21 protein-coding genes are annotated in these 17,084 nt (G+C 54.2%); 5 read left to right on the forward strand and 16 right to left on the reverse strand.

The genetic code is table 11. From position 1 onward, the window contains the following. The first annotated feature begins 114 nt into the window (after window positions 1–114). A complete protein-coding gene (gene ytfE / locus AC2FC2_RS07295) occupies window positions 115–780 on the forward strand; it encodes an iron-sulfur cluster repair protein YtfE (protein ID WP_209634308.1) in 666 nt (221 codons plus the stop codon). Between the two features lie 43 nt (window positions 781–823). On the opposite strand, the gene bamJ is transcribed toward ytfE, so the two are convergent. After that, the gene (gene bamJ, locus AC2FC2_RS07300; protein ID WP_037423251.1) at window positions 824–1,444 is read right to left on the reverse strand and encodes a BamJ family beta-barrel-assembly machinery protein; all 621 of its coding nucleotides are present in this window, start codon (window positions 1,442–1,444) and stop codon (window positions 824–826) included. Between the two features lie 288 nt (window positions 1,445–1,732). Between bamJ and AC2FC2_RS07305 the strand changes: the two genes are divergently transcribed. Further along, window positions 1,733–2,410: an OapA family protein gene (locus AC2FC2_RS07305; protein ID WP_490659022.1), complete on the forward strand. Its 678-nt coding sequence runs from the start codon at window positions 1,733–1,735 to the stop codon at window positions 2,408–2,410. Window positions 2,411–2,458: 48 nt separating this feature from the next. Here AC2FC2_RS07305 and AC2FC2_RS07310 read toward each other — a convergent pair whose 3' ends face one another. From AC2FC2_RS07310 to rpsF, 5 genes are all read right to left on the reverse strand, one after another. After that, complete coding sequence (locus AC2FC2_RS07310) at window positions 2,459–2,812, reverse strand: DUF488 domain-containing protein (RefSeq protein WP_265556247.1); 354 nt, start codon at window positions 2,810–2,812, stop codon at window positions 2,459–2,461. 109 nt (window positions 2,813–2,921) lie between these two features. Further along, on the reverse strand, window positions 2,922–3,374 hold the full coding sequence (gene rplI, locus AC2FC2_RS07315; RefSeq protein ID WP_209634300.1) for a 50S ribosomal protein L9: 453 nt from the start codon (window positions 3,372–3,374) through the stop codon (window positions 2,922–2,924). A gap of 39 nt (window positions 3,375–3,413) precedes the next feature. Continuing rightward, the gene (gene rpsR, locus AC2FC2_RS07320; RefSeq protein ID WP_000135199.1) at window positions 3,414–3,641 is read right to left on the reverse strand and encodes a 30S ribosomal protein S18; all 228 of its coding nucleotides are present in this window, start codon (window positions 3,639–3,641) and stop codon (window positions 3,414–3,416) included. A 4-nt stretch (window positions 3,642–3,645) separates the two neighbouring features. After that, window positions 3,646–3,963, reverse strand: a complete 318-nt coding sequence (gene priB / locus AC2FC2_RS07325) for a primosomal replication protein N (RefSeq protein WP_037422542.1) — start codon at window positions 3,961–3,963, stop codon at window positions 3,646–3,648. An 8-nt stretch (window positions 3,964–3,971) separates the two neighbouring features. Beyond that, complete coding sequence (gene rpsF, locus AC2FC2_RS07330) at window positions 3,972–4,370, reverse strand: 30S ribosomal protein S6 (RefSeq protein ID WP_006317459.1); 399 nt, start codon at window positions 4,368–4,370, stop codon at window positions 3,972–3,974. A gap of 457 nt (window positions 4,371–4,827) precedes the next feature. Between rpsF and AC2FC2_RS07335 the strand changes: the two genes are divergently transcribed. Further along, the gene (locus AC2FC2_RS07335; RefSeq protein ID WP_209634298.1) at window positions 4,828–5,094 is read left to right on the forward strand and encodes a YdgH/BhsA/McbA family protein; all 267 of its coding nucleotides are present in this window, start codon (window positions 4,828–4,830) and stop codon (window positions 5,092–5,094) included. 93 nt (window positions 5,095–5,187) lie between these two features. Here AC2FC2_RS07335 and yjfP read toward each other — a convergent pair whose 3' ends face one another. Beyond that, window positions 5,188–5,940 carry an esterase gene (yjfP, locus tag AC2FC2_RS07340; protein ID WP_490659023.1) on the reverse strand — a complete coding sequence of 251 codons (753 nt, stop codon included), beginning with the start codon at window positions 5,938–5,940 and terminating at the stop codon, window positions 5,188–5,190. 126 nt (window positions 5,941–6,066) lie between these two features. Between yjfP and bsmA the strand changes: the two genes are divergently transcribed. Together bsmA and AC2FC2_RS07350 are read left to right on the forward strand one after the other, a co-directional pair. After that, on the forward strand, window positions 6,067–6,375 hold the full coding sequence (bsmA, locus tag AC2FC2_RS07345; protein ID WP_209634294.1) for a biofilm peroxide resistance protein BsmA: 309 nt from the start codon (window positions 6,067–6,069) through the stop codon (window positions 6,373–6,375). A 121-nt stretch (window positions 6,376–6,496) separates the two neighbouring features. Continuing rightward, window positions 6,497–6,772: a YdgH/BhsA/McbA family protein gene (locus AC2FC2_RS07350; protein WP_037422554.1), complete on the forward strand. Its 276-nt coding sequence runs from the start codon at window positions 6,497–6,499 to the stop codon at window positions 6,770–6,772. Here AC2FC2_RS07350 and AC2FC2_RS07355 read toward each other — a convergent pair. The 9 genes from AC2FC2_RS07355 to hflK form a co-directional block, all read right to left on the reverse strand. Then, the gene (locus AC2FC2_RS07355; RefSeq protein ID WP_209634290.1) at window positions 6,769–7,167 is read right to left on the reverse strand and encodes a DUF350 domain-containing protein; all 399 of its coding nucleotides are present in this window, start codon (window positions 7,165–7,167) and stop codon (window positions 6,769–6,771) included. The two genes, AC2FC2_RS07350 and AC2FC2_RS07355, sit on opposite strands and share 4 nt — an antisense overlap. A gap of 87 nt (window positions 7,168–7,254) precedes the next feature. Then, a complete protein-coding gene (locus AC2FC2_RS07360) occupies window positions 7,255–8,889 on the reverse strand; it encodes an isovaleryl-CoA dehydrogenase (protein ID WP_209634288.1) in 1,635 nt (544 codons plus the stop codon). Window positions 8,890–9,022: 133 nt separating this feature from the next. Then, a complete protein-coding gene (gene rlmB / locus AC2FC2_RS07365) occupies window positions 9,023–9,754 on the reverse strand; it encodes a 23S rRNA (guanosine(2251)-2'-O)-methyltransferase RlmB (RefSeq protein ID WP_037422563.1) in 732 nt (243 codons plus the stop codon). A 59-nt stretch (window positions 9,755–9,813) separates the two neighbouring features. Further along, window positions 9,814–12,297 carry a ribonuclease R gene (gene rnr / locus AC2FC2_RS07370; protein ID WP_209634286.1) on the reverse strand — a complete coding sequence of 828 codons (2,484 nt, stop codon included), beginning with the start codon at window positions 12,295–12,297 and terminating at the stop codon, window positions 9,814–9,816. Between the two features lie 59 nt (window positions 12,298–12,356). Further along, on the reverse strand, window positions 12,357–12,782 hold the full coding sequence (gene nsrR, locus AC2FC2_RS07375) for a nitric oxide-sensing transcriptional repressor NsrR (RefSeq protein ID WP_061807511.1): 426 nt from the start codon (window positions 12,780–12,782) through the stop codon (window positions 12,357–12,359). A gap of 224 nt (window positions 12,783–13,006) precedes the next feature. Further along, complete coding sequence (locus tag AC2FC2_RS07380; RefSeq protein WP_209634285.1) at window positions 13,007–14,305, reverse strand: adenylosuccinate synthase; 1,299 nt, start codon at window positions 14,303–14,305, stop codon at window positions 13,007–13,009. A gap of 97 nt (window positions 14,306–14,402) precedes the next feature. Next, entirely contained in the window at window positions 14,403–14,603 is a 201-nt protein-coding gene (locus AC2FC2_RS07385) for a DUF2065 domain-containing protein (RefSeq protein WP_020824909.1), read from the reverse strand. Between the two features lie 63 nt (window positions 14,604–14,666). After that, window positions 14,667–15,674: a protease modulator HflC gene (gene hflC, locus AC2FC2_RS07390; RefSeq protein WP_037426474.1), complete on the reverse strand. Its 1,008-nt coding sequence runs from the start codon at window positions 15,672–15,674 to the stop codon at window positions 14,667–14,669. Window positions 15,675–15,677: 3 nt separating this feature from the next. Then, entirely contained in the window at window positions 15,678–16,937 is a 1,260-nt protein-coding gene (gene hflK / locus AC2FC2_RS07395) for an FtsH protease activity modulator HflK (RefSeq protein WP_209634284.1), read from the reverse strand. Window positions 16,938–17,084 lie beyond the last annotated feature (147 nt).

The following is a 17,084-nucleotide window of genomic DNA, read 5'->3' on the forward strand; positions in this document are numbered from 1 at the left end:
GGCCGGAGGGGAAATCACCTTCCCTCTGGCCATCTACCCCTTTTTCTCTCTGGCGCGCCCTTTAAATTGCATTTAAAATGCATGTTATAGTTTTTCATTTAAAGAGGCCTTCCCATGAATTACCGTGACCAATCCCTCGGCGCTCTCGCCATCGCCATTCCCCGGGCATCACGCCTGTTCCGCATGAACGACTTGGATTTCTGCTGTGGCGGCAAACAAACGCTGCAACGCGCCGCCGAGCGCAGAGGGCTGGATATCGACCGGCTGGAAACCGAATTGGCCGTCCTCGCCGCCAAACCGGAACAAACCCGCGACTGGCGCACTGCGCCCCTTGGCGAAGTGATTGACTATATCCTGCCACGCTTCCATCAGCGGCACCGTGAACAGTTAGCCGAGCTGGTACTGATGGCAGAAAAAGTCGAACGGGTTCATGCCGACAAACCCACCTGTCCACGTGGACTGGCGAAACAGTTGAACCTGATCCGGCTGGATCTGGAAAATCATATGATGAAAGAAGAACAGATCCTGTTCCCGATGATCAAGCAAGGTATGGGACGCCAGGCGAGTGGCCCCATCTCGGTGATGGAACATGAGCATGACGACGCGGGCGAACAGTTGGAAGTGGTAAAGTTCCTCACCAACAACGTGACGCCACCAGAAGGTGCCTGCAATACCTGGCAGGCGCTGTATGGCGGTATCGACGAGTTCATCGGTGACCTGATGGAACACATCAATCTGGAGAACAACCTGTTGTTCCCGCGCGCACTGAACGGCGCATAAAACAAGGGCGCCATGTAGGCGCCCAGAGAAACCTGTCAGAGGATTACAGGATTTCCAGCAGTTCGACGTCAAACACCAGCGCGCTGAATGGCGGGATGGATGCGCCAGCACCACGCTCGCCGTAGGCCAGGTCGTGTGGAATATACAACTGCCATTTAGAACCGACCGGCATCAGGGTCAGCGCTTCGATCCAACCTGGGATCACACCGCTAACCGGGAATTCTGCCGGTTGGCCGCGCTCTACGGAGCTGTCGAACACGTCACCGTTGATCAGACGGCCGGTGTAATGCACACGCACGCGATCCTGACGGGACGGGATTGGGCCATTGCCCTGCTCCAGTACGGAGAACTGCAGACCGGATTCGGTCAGCGTCACTTCGTCACGCTTGGCGTTGTCTTCCAGGAATTTCTGGCCTTCAACAGCCATCGCCTGTTGACGATCACGACGCACGGCATCCGCACGTTCGTGGATTTCACGCAGCGCACGGTGCACCACGTCTACCGGAACCGCCGGGGCATTCCCTTCCAGCGCGTCACGCAAACCTGCCAGCAAAGCTTCCGGTTGTAAACCTTCCAGACCGGACTCTTGTAACTGCTGGCCGACCTGTAAACCAATCCCGTAGCTCGCCTGCGCTTCAACGCTGTCAAAAGAAGGGGTTGTCATGGGGTTTTCCTTTAGTCTGTAAAAAGTCGAAAGCGCAGCATAACAGCGCCGCAATGCCGGGTAAAATCTTGTGTGGAGAATGATGACTTTTGTCGTAGAAAAAGAAACAATAACCCTCAGTTAACACCCGCTCCCGCGAGCCCAGGCGAATCGCCTGTCGCAACAGGCATGGGTTTGCTGCTGCCTTTCACTTCAATCAGTTAGCAGACTATACTGGAAACAGGGCATCGGGTCGGCGGTACACCCTTTTGTACCGTGATATTTTTACGCCGTTGAAGAGAGGTTACCATGGGCAGAATCTCGCCCAGGAGAAGGAAGACCACCCGAGTCTACCAGCCGTTGTTGCGCACCTGGCTGAACTTCAGCCAGCGCCTGAAGCCGGGGTCCGCGCCAGAGGCAGTAGAGAATCCGGATTCAGAACAACCACCGGAAAGCGGTAAGGGGCAAAACATCAAAGCGCTAATGCTGAAGATCTGGCACCTACCGGACGGCTTCGGTTGGATGGAGCCATTACCCTATTTCCACCGCCGCTGGACACTGATTTTCGGCTGCATCTTGCTACTGGCACTGCTGTGGCCGTATTCATCGGAAAACAGCGGGCAGCCATTCCCGGTCACCCAGCAGGGCAACAACATACCCCTGCAGGCCGATCTGCAAAATGATCCTCAGCAGCAGCAGCACGCCGCCGAACCGGAACCCGCCGGCAACTGGCAGCGTTACCAGATCCAACCAGGGCAAACGCTGGCGCAACTGTTCCGCGACAATAGTCTGCCGGTGAATGAAGTCTTCGCGATGGCGCAGGTGGAAGGTAACGATAAACCACTCAGCAACATGAAGGCCGGCCAGGAAGTGCGTATCGAACGTGACACCAACGGCGTGATTACTGCGTTATCGGTCACTGCCGCGGATAACACTCAGGTATTATTCCGCCGCCAGGCCGACGGCAGCTATCGCCGCGAGCGTTAAACCTTGCCCCGCCATTGACCGCGTGATCGCACGCAATGGCCAGGCAACTTAAATCTGCGCCAATAAAAAGTCGCGCAGCACGATGCCGTGGTTGTGCTGTGTGTCTTTGCTGCCATAGAGCAAGGTTAAGGGCTCCCCTTGCCGTAATAACGCCACCAGGGGCCGCCAGGCGTCATTTTCAGCCAATTGCTGCCGGTAGCGGCTCTCAAATAATTCCCACTGTTCAAGGTGCTGGTGAAACCACTGTCGTAGTGTGTTATCTGGCGCAATCTCTTTTAGCCACTGCACTCCCAGTAACTGCTCCTTACTGATGCCCCGCGGCCATAACCGGTCAATCAGGTAACAGTTAACCGGTGCAGGGCCTGTAAACCCATACACACGTTCTAAGTGAATCTCTGCCATTTGCCGCTGCTCCTCACCCAAGGTGCTGGCAGAATAACGCGTTTTACCGGGCGCAGAAAAGCAAAACGCCAGCACGAGGCTGGCGTTTTAACTTGGTGAACAGGAGCGATTAAGCTTCTGCTACCACAACTACATTCAGCTGTGCGAACACGTCGCTGTGTACCTGGAAGTGAACTTCGTGTTCACCAGTGGTACGCAGAACGCCATTCGGCAGACGAACTTCGCTCTTGGCAACTTCAACGCCTGCCGCAGTAACTGCGTCAGCGATGTCGCGGGTGCCGATAGAGCCGAACAGTTTACCTTCGTCGCCTGATTTAGACGCGATGGTGACTGAACCCAGTTCGTTGATCTTGGTTGCGCGAGCTTCAGCAGCGCCCAGAACGTCAGCCAGTTTAGCTTCCAGTTCTGCACGACGTGCTTCGAAGAACTCTACGTTTTTCTTGGTAGCAGGAACAGCTTTGCCCTGTGGTACCAGGAAGTTACGGGCATAGCCCGCTTTAACGTTAACTTGATCACCCAGGCTGCCCAGGTTTGCTACTTTATCAAGCAGAATAACTTGCATTACCTTATCCTCTCAAAGTCGTTAATGGACAGTGGCCGATTACTGATGACGATCAGTGTACGGCAACAAAGACAGGTAGCGCGCGCGCTTGATAGCACGGGCCAGCTGGCGCTGATATTTTGCACGAGTACCGGTAATACGGCTCGGGACAATTTTACCACTTTCAGTGATGTAGTTTTTCAGCGTAGCGATGTCTTTATAGTCAATCTCTTGAACGCCTTCCGCGGTGAAACGGCAGAACTTGCGACGACGGAAATAACGTGCCATTAGGCTAGTCTCCAGAATCTATCAATTCAATCTGCTCGGCATGCAGAACCAGTTTGTTCAGCCCGTTGCGCCCTTGATGGCTGCTAACAAAGCCTTGCACGGTTATCTGACTGCCGACCGTTAATCTTTGAGTTAGTGCTTGTGACTGTTGTCCGCTGACAACCACGGGCATTCGGCACCATGCTTGTCTGCTGAATCCGGCTTCCATTTGCTGCGAACGGTGCTCAAGCACAAATTGGCAGTGGGGTATCCCGGAAGGACTCACTTTTCGAACCGGCGTCTTGCACACAGTGCCCGACAAAACCAGACGATTAGATGTCACGGCAGCAATTACTCTTCAGAATCCCCAGCATCTGCATCATCTGCGGTTTCGTTAGCGAAGTCTTCGCGGCGATCGCCACGACGTTCGTCTTTCGCTTTAACCATCGGAGATGCTTCAGTTACCGCGTGCTTAACGCGCATAACCATGCTACGGATAACGGCGTCGTTGAAGCGGAAGTTTGTTTCCAGCTCATCGATCGCTTCCTGCGGAGCTTCAACGTTCAGCAGAACGTAGTGAGCTTTGTGCAGTTTGTTGATCGGGTAAGCCAGTTGACGGCGGCCCCAGTCTTCCAGACGGTGAATCTGACCAGCAGCGTTAGTGATGGTAGCACTGTAACGCTCGATCATGCCCGGAACCTGTTCGCTTTGGTCAGGATGGACCATAAAAACGATTTCGTAATGACGCATCGAATTGCTCCTTACGGATTATTCAGCCTCCTGTCAGGGTCAACCGCGGCCCATGGAAGCAAGGAACGTGTATGTGTGTGCGGCTGAAAAAATGACGCGTAATCATACTTGCGCCAGCGGGGAAACTCAAGGACCGAGGGGGATTTATTATCAGTAATGCGAGCCTGCTACGGAAATAGCACGATTTGCTGTCTGCACAACCTATGTACACAGATCCATCACTTCAGAAAATCTTTCAATGAAATCATCACTGACGCGCAAAATTCATTCATTTTTTTTGAAAGAGGCTATCAAAATACCTCCCTTTTTAATCCTGAATGAAGGTCTAAAATTGTACTTATCCGCCGCAGACAGCGCGACGAAAAAGATTCGAGGTTATTCAATACATACAAATAACTTTTTGCTGCACTGGCACCGGCTGTCAGGCCGTTGAAGCAAACAGTTAAGAGAGGCACTTATGAAACACGTTACCATCGCCACTGCCATTGCTTTACTGTTTTCTGCCCATGCCATGGCCGCCACTGAAATCACGTCACATCAGGCCGATCAACGCCAAAGCGTTGGGTTCGTGACCCTAAACCAGGACGTTGTTTCCCCTGACGATGCCAGTAGCCAAGTGAACAAAATAGCCGAGCAGCGCGGCGCGACGGCCTATCGGATCATCGCTCTGCATGAACCTGAAAACAACAGCACCATGCATGTGAGTGCCGAGCTGTATCGCTAAGAGAAAATGCAGCACCAGGAAGTCAGCCGCGCCCAAAAGCGGCAAATAAAAATGTGAATGTCATCGTCAGCCCCCTGATACAGGGGGCTTTTTTTATAACGTGCGCCTGAAGAAATCGGCCGTTGCGCTGAGCGCCTGTGGTGTAATGCGGTGCTTGACGTCAGGTTCCGTAAGCAACGTTAGTTGCTGATCCCAACCGCTCTGGCGAAGTTCGGTCGCCAACCGCAAGCTTTCTGCCACCGGCACTAAGTCATCTGCCTCGCCGTGCCACAACAACAGAGGGCGATCGGCAATTTTCTCCAGCTGGTGTTCCAGACCATAATCCGCGAGCGCAGCAATACGAGCCTCAAAGCCGTTTGCTGTCAAAGGGCTGCCCTGTTCATCCAAAGGGGGGAACAGTGTCTGCGCCAGGGACGTGTAATACCCGGCCCCCATCAGGCTGGCAGCCGCTTTCACCCATGGGTAACGGGCGAAGCTCCCCAGTGTCGTCATCCCGCCCATAGACGCACCGGCAACGCCGATACGTCCTTCAGCAATCAGTCCGCGCTGTTCAAAATGCGCTTTCAGCGCCGGCAACTCATCGATATTGCTGCGCAGGATCTCCCAAAAACGGGATAACCGCTTCTGTTCATCTCCGTCAAAGCGCTCGCCGTGAAAATCGGCATCCGGCAACACCACGCGAAATCCTGCCTTGGCTAACGCATAGCCAAAATAGGCATACACTTCTTTAGACGAGGTATAACCATGGTAGAAAAATATCGTCGGCAGCGGCTGATGGTACTGCCCCGCAGGTACCGCGTGGATCACGGCAATATTCCCTGCCCGCTCGTCATAGATTTCAATCATCCGTTTTCCCTCTGCATATTTGTTGCCTTCATAATGGCAAACTTGCGCTAAAAAGCATTAGCTCAATCTGTTCCAATTTATAATGGGTTACACTGAAATCATGCCGTCGACTTTCCCGAGGTGCTCATGAAACTTTCCCGCCTGTTGCTCCCCCTAACACTGATCACGCTGCTTAGCGCCTGCGGCATCATGACCACAACCCCAAAAGCACCGCCATCACCGACCGGTCAAGCACAGGAGATCACCCGGGCACAAACCGGCACTCTGGTGAAAATGGGTACCACCAGCGCCCTGGTCCGCGGCAGCCCGATGGATGTGGAAGCGGCAATACAGCAGAAAGCCAACGCCAGTGGGGCACGTTACTACATGATCATTATGAACAGTGAAACCGTGGTTCCCGGCCAATGGTACTCACAGGCGATCCTGTATCGGTAACCTTTAGAGTTTTAATAAGATTTACATTGGCTTTGCACAGACTGAAGTTGGATATTGCACACTGGCAAACAGCGCGCCGCACCCTGCGGCGTGGATACAGGATCTGACGAAGGGGAACGCCATGACACGCTCCGCCGCACTCACCGCCCTCCTGCTTTCCATGGGGTTACTTAGCGCCAGCGCCCAGTCCGCTGAACTGGCCCCCGCAGACCGCGTGACGCCTCTTAGCGAAATTGCTGAAATCACCCTAAATAACCTGTCCGGCTCACCTCAGGATGTAGAACAACTGATAGCCCGTAAGGCCGATGAACACGGGGCCAGCTATTATCGAATCCTGAAGATGGAAGAACAGGCGCACCAACCTGGCTGGCGCGCCTCGGCAATACTCTATCTTTAATAGGTCATGCAAGCCGCATTCAGTACACCGCCGCTGATCGAAACGCCCCCCAGGAAAATCCCGGCGGCCACGTGATTAGATTCAATCTTGTCACTGATCCGCGGCATGTAAATTTTCACCGCCGCAAACAGCAGCAGTTGCACCACTAAAGCCACGACACCCCATAGCAAGTAGTCCAACAGACTGACAGAGTTGATCGCCGCACTGGCGAGCGGGATCACATAACCCAGGCAAGCACCAATGAAGCCGAAAGCAGCAGACTGATTGTCGGCCTTAATCAACGCCCATTCGTCGTGTGGTGTAATGCGGGTATAAACAAACAAAAACACCAGAACCATGGCAAAGCCACTGAAGAAATAAGAGGCGAATGCCGCCAACGCGCTAAGAATATCCATGTCATGCTTCCTGATCAGAGGTCAGTATCCCTTACGGGCCAAGTGCTGAATTAAAAAGCTTTTCTCGTTCTGGCGCCACTGTTTTCCCTAGCCTCCCATCGCTCGGGTAAACAGCGTTTCGCACAGCCGGTCTGGTAACGCCCTTTCACCACGGGCATCGAGCATCATTTGACACCAGGCCTCTGCCAACGGGGGGGAACTGTGTCGCAGAAGCTGTGCCGCAGCGAACAAATTGAATAATGTCCCGGTAACCGCGCGTCCTTGCTCTTCATGCGGTTTACGCATCAGCTGGAGCACCCGCCGCCACTGATGATCATAATGGCGGTTTTGTCCCTTCACTTCGCCAAGCTCGCGCTCCAAAGCCTCCTGCACCGCCGGCAGTTTTCCCCATGCCCGCATCACGTCCAGGCACATGATATTGCCTGACCCTTCCCAGATGCTGTTTACCGGCATTTCACGGTACAGTCGCGGCAACTCACTCTCTTCGCAGTAACCGATTCCTCCTAACGCCTCCATGGCTTCACCAACAAAAGGGATGCCTTGTCGGCAAACTTCAAATTTCGCTGCTGGGGTCATCACACGGCACAGCGCCTGCTCCAAAGGCGCACCGGTACCCACGCTGTCGTAGGCACGCGCCAGTCGCATCAAGGCCGCTGTCTGTCCCTCTAACCGCAACGCCATCCGCGCTAACACCTGGCGCATCATCGGCTGTTCGATCAGTGGCTTGCCAAACGCCTGTCGCTGCAAAACATGATATAGCGCTACCGATAAGCCACGCCGCATCAAACCGTGGCTGCCCAATGCACAGTCAAAACGGGTCAGCCCGCCCATTTTCAGGATATGCCGTACGCCATCGCCCTCCTCACCCACCAGCCAGGCGATGGCATCCTGGAATTCAACTTCACTGCTAGCATTGGAGCGGTTGCCGAGTTTGTCTTTGAGACGTTCCAGCCGTATTGCGTTGCGCGTGCCGTCAGGCAGGATCCGCGGCAGAAAGAAGCAAGACAGCCCGCCTTCCGCCTGTGCCAGCACCAGGTGCGCATCACTCTGTGGCACCGAGAAGAACCATTTGTGCCCCACGAGCCGGTAAGCTTCACCCGGGCCACGTGCAGCCAGCGGCGTGGCCGTTGTGGTATTGCTTAATACATCGGACCCCCCTTGTTTCTCGGTCATCCCCATACCAATCAGTAATCCGCGTTTTTGTCCGCCAGGCAACAAATGGGCGTCGTAACGATCAGACAGCAGCGGCGTCAGCCAAGTCTGGAACTCCGCGGGTAATGAACGTTGCAATAATGGAATTGCACCAAAAGTCATGGTCACCGGGCACAACGTGCCGGCTTCAACCTGGGCGTGTAACACAAAACGCGCGGCACGTGCCACAAATGACCCCATGCGCGCATCCTCTTCCCACGGCAGATTGTGCACGCGGTTAGCGATCAAGCCTTGCATCAGGATATGCCAGGCAGGATGAAAACGGACATCATCCAACCGCTGGCCGGTGGCGTCATAGCGCAGCAGTTCGGGCGGGTTGACGTTGGCCAACCGCCCCAGTTCCAGCGACTCCTGAGTACCCAACTGTTGGCCTAACGAAGCCAGCACGTCGGCATCCCAACCGGCTTGCTCACGCTGTATTGCCTCAAGCAGCGGCGTGTCGGACAGGAAGAGATTACTGTTACCCAGTGGCTTCGGCTGATTAAAAACGGTGTGTGTATTCCAGACCATGAGCTTGCTCCCTGATAAAAGCGTCAGGAGTAATTATGGTCGTCAGGGCGATTTCTGCCGCAGGTGAGATCACAGGGTGGGAAATGAGAAGGTAATAAGGGCGCAATGCCTACATTGCGCCCTTATGGGTAAATCAACTGCGCTGACGTACTGCTTCGAACAAACAGATGCCGGTAGCAACAGACACGTTCAAGGAAGAAACCGTTCCTGCCATCGGGATACTGATCAACTCATCACAGTGTTCGCGGGTCAGACGGCGCATACCTTCGCCTTCCGCCCCCATTACCAGCGCCATCGGGCCCGTCATTTTGCTCTGGAACAGCGTGTGATCGGCTTCACCAGCAGTACCAACCACCCAGACGTTCATCTCCTGCAACAAACGCAGCGTACGCGCCAGGTTGGTGACACGGATCAACGGAACATTTTCCGCCGCGCCGCAGGCCACTTTCTTGGCGGTTGCGTTCAATTGAGCGGAACGATCGCGAGGGACGATCACCGCGTGTACACCGGCAGCGTCAGCACTGCGCAGACAGGCACCGAGGTTATGTGGGTCGGTCACGCCGTCCAATACCAACAGGAATGGCGTATCCACGCTTTCCAGCAGCGCCGGCAAATCATTTTCCTGATACTGACGCCCTTCACGCACCCGGGCAATAATCCCCTGATGCACTGCGCCTTCAACTTTATCGTCCAGCCACTGGCGGTTCGCCACCTGGATAACAATACCGGTCGCTTCCAGCTCAGCAATCAGCGGCTGCAAGCGGCGGTCATCTCGCCCTTTGAGGATAAACACTTCCAGGAAGCGTTGCGGATCGTTATCTAACAGGGCTTTGACGGCATGGATACCGTAAATAATTTCGCTCATGATGCTCTTTTAACTGTGCGGCTGGCGTTTGCCAGCCGGTGATAATAACGTGTGGCAGGTTAAGCCTGCTCAGCACCTTTCTTCTTGCCGGCGCGTTTGGCCTTAGTCGCCGCCGCTATTTTCCGGGTTTTATCGGACACTTTCTTGGCTTTCGCCTTTTTGTCTTTCTTCACCTTGTCGGCAGGCTTGGCGTCATCTTTACGGAAAGCGCTGTCAGGTTCGAAGTTAGCCGGTGTCTTGCCACCACGACGTTTACGCGGTGCTTGCGTACGGCCTGCGCCTGCGCCGCCACGTAGGGTGCGTTGGCCGCCCTTGGCACGATCGCGTTCAGTTTTGCCTTCACCGCGTGGTTTACGGGTGCTGGAGACCAACGCAAAGTCAATTTTGCGCTCATCCATATGCACTGCTTCCACGCGGATCTCCACGGTATCGCCCAAGCGATAAACCACACCTGAGGATTCGCCAATCAGTCGCTGGCCGATATTATCGTAGCGATAGTAATCATTATCCAGCGATGACACATGCACCAGGCCGTCGATAAACAGATCGTTCAGACGGACGAAGAACCCAAAGCCCGTCACGCTGGCAATAATACCGCTGAACACTTCCCCGACGTGATCCTGCATAAAGTCGCATTTTAACCAGTCAGCGACATTACGTGTCGCTTCATCGGCGCGACGTTCAGCCATCGAACAGTGCTCGCCCAGTTGCAGCATCTCTTCGAACTCACTGTGCCAACCGCCTGTCGGGGTCCAGCGCTCTTTCGGCTGACCATGCTCTTTAGCCAGCACATATTTGATCGCGCGGTGCAGTGCCAGATCGGGGTAACGACGAATCGGCGAAGTGAAGTGACCATAAGAAGCCAACGCCAAACCAAAGTGGCCGCGGTTTTCAGGATCGTAGATCGCCTGCTTCATGGAGCGCAACAACATGGTTTGCAGCATTTCATGGTCTGGACGTTCGGACACTTCATCCATCAAGGTCGCGTAGTCTTTCGGTTGCGGCTTGTTGCCGCCACCCAGTGTCAGACCCAACTCACTCAAGACGCTTCGCAGTGCCGTAATGTGATCGTCGCTTGGACGGTCGTGCACACGGAACAGCGCCGGCTCGTTGTGCTTCTCAACAAAGCGCGCAGCGGCAACGTTCGCCATGATCATACACTCTTCGATCAGTTTATGAGCATCGTTACGTACCGTTGGCTCAACGCGCTCGATACGACGCTCGGCGTTGAAGATAAACTTGGCCTCTTCCGTTTCGAAAGCAATGCCCCCGCGTTCGGCACGCGCTTGATCCAACACCTTGTACATCGCATGCAGTTCCTGCAGGTGTTTGACCAACGGATGATAATGCTCACGCAGCTCCTGATCGCCCTGCAGAATGTGCCAGACTTTGTTGTATGTCAGGCGAGCATGCGAGCTCATCACCGCTTCATAGAACTTGGATGTCGACAGGCGCCCCTGGGCGGAGATGGTCATCTCACACACCATACACAGGCGATCTACCTGCGGGTTAAGCGAACACAAGCCGTTGGACAGCACTTCCGGCAGCATAGGGATAACCTGCGACGGGAAGTATACCGACGTTGCACGGTTACGTGCTTCGTCATCCAGCGCTGTTCGCGGACGAACATAATAGCTGACGTCGGCAATGGCGACCCACAGGCGCCAACCCCCGCCACGTTTTTTCTCACAGTAGACCGCATCATCAAAATCGCGCGCATCTTCACCGTCAATCGTTACCAGCGGCAGATGACGCAGGTCAACACGGCCTTTTTTGGCCGCTTCAGGCACCTGCTCGCTAAGATCGGCAACCTGTTTTTCCACCTGTGGTGGCCAAACATGCGGGATTTCGTGGGTACGCAGCGCGATATCCACCGCCATGCTGGTGCCCATTTTATCGCCGAGGATCTCAACGATCTTGCCAACCGCTTTAGTACGACGGGTCGGGCGTTGGGTCAGTTCAACCACCACCATAAAGCCCATGCGTGCACCACTCACCGCATCGGCTGGGATCAGGATATCAAAGCTCAGGCGACTGTCGTCTGGTACGACAAAGCCAGTACCGGCATCCATAAAGAAACGGCCAACGATTTGGCTGGTTTTCGGTACCAACACCCGCACAATACGGGCTTCGCGGCGGCCCTTGCGATCTGCGGCCATTGCCTGTGCCAGCACCACATCACCGTGGATCGCCATTTTCATCTGCTCGGCGGACAGATACAGGTCGTCTTTGCTGCCTTCAATGCGCAAGAAACCGAAGCCATCACGGTGGCCAATAACGGTACCCCGCAGCAGATCCAGGCGTTCCGGCAGCGCATAGCACTGGCGGCGGGTAAATATCAATTGGCCGTCACGTTCCATTGCACGCAGACGACGGCGTAATGCCTCTAAAGGCTCTTCCCCGGTTAAATTCAGTTCTTTGGCCAGCTCTTCGCGGCTGGCCGGCGTTTCTCTTTTCGCCAGATGGGCCAGAATGAATTCACGGCTCGGGATTGGGGATTCATATTTTTCTGCTTCTCGTTCCAGGAATGGATCTTGTGACATTGCGGTTCCTCCGTTGTCATCAGCAGGGTGTCGCTGAGCCTTGTCTTCTCAGCAACGCTTTATTCGACAAGCAATAGCTTGTAGAGCGATGGATTGTCTTCAACCATATCGGCAAGCGTGTGGCTGTCCAGCTCTTCAAGGAAATTCTGTACGCCCTGTTGCAGCACCTGCTTCAGGCGGCAGGCAGGGGTTATGTGGCAAAAGTCACTGTTGCAGTTAACCAGCGAGAGCGGTTCTAGCGCCCTTACCACGTCGCCAAGGCGAATGGTTTCGGCCGGTTTGCCCAAACGGATGCCACCGTTCTTACCGCGCACCGCGGTCACAAACCCAACCCTGCTTAACTGATTGATGATCTTTACCATATGGTTTCTGGACACGCCGTAGACCTCGGTGACTTCCGAGATACTGGTCATTTTGTCCGGTGGCAGCGAGGCCATGTAGATCAACGCCCGCAGGCCATAATCAGTAAAACTTGTTAACTGCACATCTACCTCTGGGTGTCATTTTACCCGTCTGATACGCCGATTTTCGGCATTATTCAAAAGATTACTTATTGGATAATAAACCAGCCGGAGAGTTCGCCGCTAATTATTTAGCGCATGTCAGGCTCTGGGGCAGGTTATGAAGGGATTTTTTGATGTGAAACCGCAACTGAGGAGAATAATGATAAAAATAAACCGGGACATGCCCGGTTTATCTTATTGCCAGATTATGCGTCGAACGGGTCGCGCAGAATCATGGTTTCGCTACGGTCAGGGCCAGTAGAGATAATGTCTACGGGTACGCCGGTCAGCTCTTCAATACGCTTGATGTAGTCCAGCGCCGCCTGTGGCAGTTTGCTGTATTCCTTCACACCAAAGGTGGTGTCGCTCCAGCCCGGCATGCTTTCGTAGATGGGTTCGATACCTTCCCAACCTTCAGCCGCCAGCGGAGTGGTGGTCATTTCGCGGCCATCTGGCATGCGATAGCCCACACAGATTTTCACTTCTTTCAGGCCATCCAACACGTCCAACTTGGTCAGGCAGAAGCCGGACAGGGAGTTGATCTGCACTGAGCGACGAACAGCTACGGCGTCCAACCAGCCAGTACGACGACGACGGCCAGTGGTGGCGCCGAACTCGTTACCTTGTTTGCACAGGTATTCGCCGGTTTCATCGAACAGTTCAGTTGGGAATGGACCTGCACCCACGCGAGTGGAGTAGGCTTTAACGATACCCAGCACGTAATCTACGTAACGCGGACCAATACCAGAACCGGTAGCAACACCGCCAGCAGTGGTGTTAGAGGAGGTCACGTACGGATAGGTACCGTGGTCGATATCCAACAAGGTGCCTTGTGCGCCTTCGAACATGATCAGATCGCCACGCTTGCGCGCGCCGTCCAGCAGTTCAGAAACGTCAACAACCATTGCAGTCAGAATATCAGCGATAGACAGCACATAATCCAGCGTTGCCTGATAATCAACGGCTTCAACTTTGTAATAGTTGACCAACTGGAAGTTATGATAATCAACAATTTCCTTCAGCTTAACAGCGAAGGTTTCTTTGTTGAACAAGTCGCTAACGCGCAAACCGCGGCGAGCCACTTTATCTTCGTAAGCCGGGCCAATGCCACGACCGGTGGTACCGATAGCTTTCGCACCACGCGCTTTCTCACGCGCGTTATCCAGCGCAACGTGGTAAGGCAAGATCAGTGGACAAGCTTCGGACAGTAACAGACGTTCACGTACCGGGATGCCACGCGCTTCGAGTTCACCCATTTCTTTCATCAAAGCGTCTGGCGCCAGAACTACACCGTTGCCGATGATGCTGGTCACGTTTTCACGCAGAATGCCTGAAGGAATTAAATGAAGGACGGTTTTTTCACCGTTAATGACCAGAGTATGGCCAGCGTTGTGACCACCTTGATAGCGCACTACATATTGAGCCCGTTCGGTCAGCAGGTCTACGACCTTGCCCTTACCTTCGTCACCCCATTGAGTGCCCAGTACGACGACGTTCTTACCCATTTTAAAAATCACCGGTTGCTTAAAAATGGATTCTACCACCGTAATTCGTGAGTTTCAGCACTTTTAGCGCTGAGTTGCGTATTTTTTAGGCTAAACTTTAAACCCCCGTGCGACTACGCAACATGTAGTAGATCACACAGCCTGCAACCACTATTCCGCCGCCAAATCGCCGTAACGTAGAGTCAGGTAACTGGGTCATTGCCAGTATCATTTTACGCCAGGCTTGCGGAAACAGCATCGGCCCCAGGCCTTCCAGCACCAAAACCAGCCCTAACGCCAGCCAGATCGTTGAATTCATCAGACACTCCCAAAAAGAAAGGGCCCGCGTTTAAACGGGCCCCCGATCATTAACCTGTCGCGGTTACTTACGCGTGGAATCAGGCGACTTCATGTAGCGGAAGAAGTCGCTGTCCGGGCTCAGTACCATCACGTCCTGGTTATTGCTGCTGAAGCTGGTTTCATACGCACGCAGGCTACGGATAAAGGCGTAGAAGTCCGGGTCCTGGCTGAATGCGTTAGCAAACAGTTTGGCCGCTTCGGCATCGCCGTCACCACGAGTGATACGGGCTGTACGTTCGGCTTCTGCCAAAGTACGAGTTACTTCGTAGTCTGCAGTTGCACGCAACTTCTCAGCTTCTTCCTGACCCTGTGAACGGTGACGACGCGCGACAGCTTCACGCTCTGCACGCATACGCTGATAGATTGCGTCAGACACTTCTGCTGGCAGGTTAATCTGCTTGATACGTACGTCGATAACTTCGATACCCAGTGCCGCCATGCTGTTCGGGTTAACCTTCGGCAAGTTGCCAGTGGTTTCCTTTTCAACACGCGCCGCTGCAGAAGCGATAGCATCATCGGCTTCAGTAGTCGCAACTTCTTGGTCATCACCCACGGTACCGGTGTTCAATGCATCACGGACGTCGGACATCAGCTTACCGCGCGAGTCGGTCACGATGTCTTTCACATCCAGACGACCAATCTCGGAACGCAGACGGTCACTGAACTTACGTTTCAGCAGAACTTCGGCTTGTGAAACATCACCACCGCCGGTTGCCAGGTAGTAACGGCTGAAATCACTGATGCGCCATTTCAGATAAGAATCGACAATCAGGTCTTTCTTCTCGCTGGTCACAAAGCGGTCTGCCTGGTTGTCCATAGTCTGGATACGTGCATCCAGCGTTTTCACTGATTCAATAAACGGAATCTTGAAGTGCAAACCCGGTGCATACACCAGCGGTTTGTTGTCGCTGTCACGCAATACCTTGCCGAAACGCAACACAATGCCACGCTGGCCTTCCTGAACCACGAACAGAGAGGCGTATAACGCCACCAGCACCGCGAGGACGATAACTATAAAAGACTTACGCATTGATTACTCTCTCCCTACGCGAGTGGTGTCGTCACGCTGCGCATTCGCCCGGCGCTGGTCCATGACCGAGCCGCTGCTTGTACGCTGGCTGCTAGAGCTGGCGCCACTGTTGACAGACGGAGCGGGGTTGAGACGAATCAGGCTGGTGTCTTTATTGCCGTCAGCCGCCGCGCCAGTTTGACCGCGCAGCATTTGATCCAGCGGCAGCACCATCAGATTGTTGCCTTTGTCATTCACCAATACTTTACGGGTATGGCTCAGGACTTTTTCCATGGTTTCGATATACAAACGCTCGCGGGTAATCTGCGGTGCGGACTTATATTCCGGTAACAGCTTGGCAAAGCGTGCAACCTCACCCTGAGCTTCCAGGACGGTACGGTCTTTATACGCTTTGGCATCTTCCAGCAAACGCTGCGCCTGGCCGTTCGCACGTGGCTGAACTTCGTTGGCGTAAGCTTCTGCTTCACGGATGTACTGCTGCTCGTTTTCACGTGCGGCAATCGCATCATCAAATGCGGCTTTCACCTCTTCCGGCGGACGAGCAGCCTGGAAGTTAACGTCCAGCAGTGTGATACCCATGTTGTACGGACGAATAGTCTCTTCCAGTACGCGTTGCGTATCGCTACGTACGATAGTACGGCCTTCGGTCAGGATTTTGTCCATGGTGTACTTGCCGATAACGCCACGCAGGGCGCTGTCAGTCGCCTGGCTCAGGCTGTCGTCAGCATTCGTCACGCTAAACAGATACGCTTCCGGGTTGGTCACGCGATACTGTACGTTCATTTCTACACGTACCACGTTCTCATCAGAAGTCAGCATCACACCTGAGGCTGCCAGTTCACGCACTGACTCCACGTTGACCGGACGCACTTCATCGATAAAGGTTGGCTTCCAGTTCAGACCCGGCTGTACCAGGTGGCTGAACTTGCCAAAACGGGTGACAACACCACGCTCGGCTTCTTTGATGGTGTAGAAACCGCTAGCGGCCCAAATCACCACGACTGCAACTGCAGCAATGCCGATAATACGACCACTAAAGCCCGGACCAGAAGTGCCGGTACCGCCGTTGTTATTGCTGTTGGAGCCTTTGCCTCCGCCCAAACCGCTCAATTTCTTGCTCAGCTTGCGGAAGATATCGTCCAAATCAGGTGGCCCTTGATCACGACCGCCTTTGTTATTACCGCCAGAGTTGCCGCCATTGTTATTGCTGCTCCCCCACGGGTCGCGGTCCTGTCCGTTATTACCGGGCTGATTCCACGCCATGTTTTAGCTCCATATTCTGTGATTGGGTACTTCAGGCTTACGCTTAGTTACAGCAGGCTATCTTACTTGCCCGTTTTCGCTTGGGCAGTGCTCAGAATCCTCACGTACTTGGTGTACGCTCTGGTTCCTGCGCGCTGGCCACCCAAA

The organism is Serratia sp. CoH_122_TC_1, from assembly GCF_058191755.1.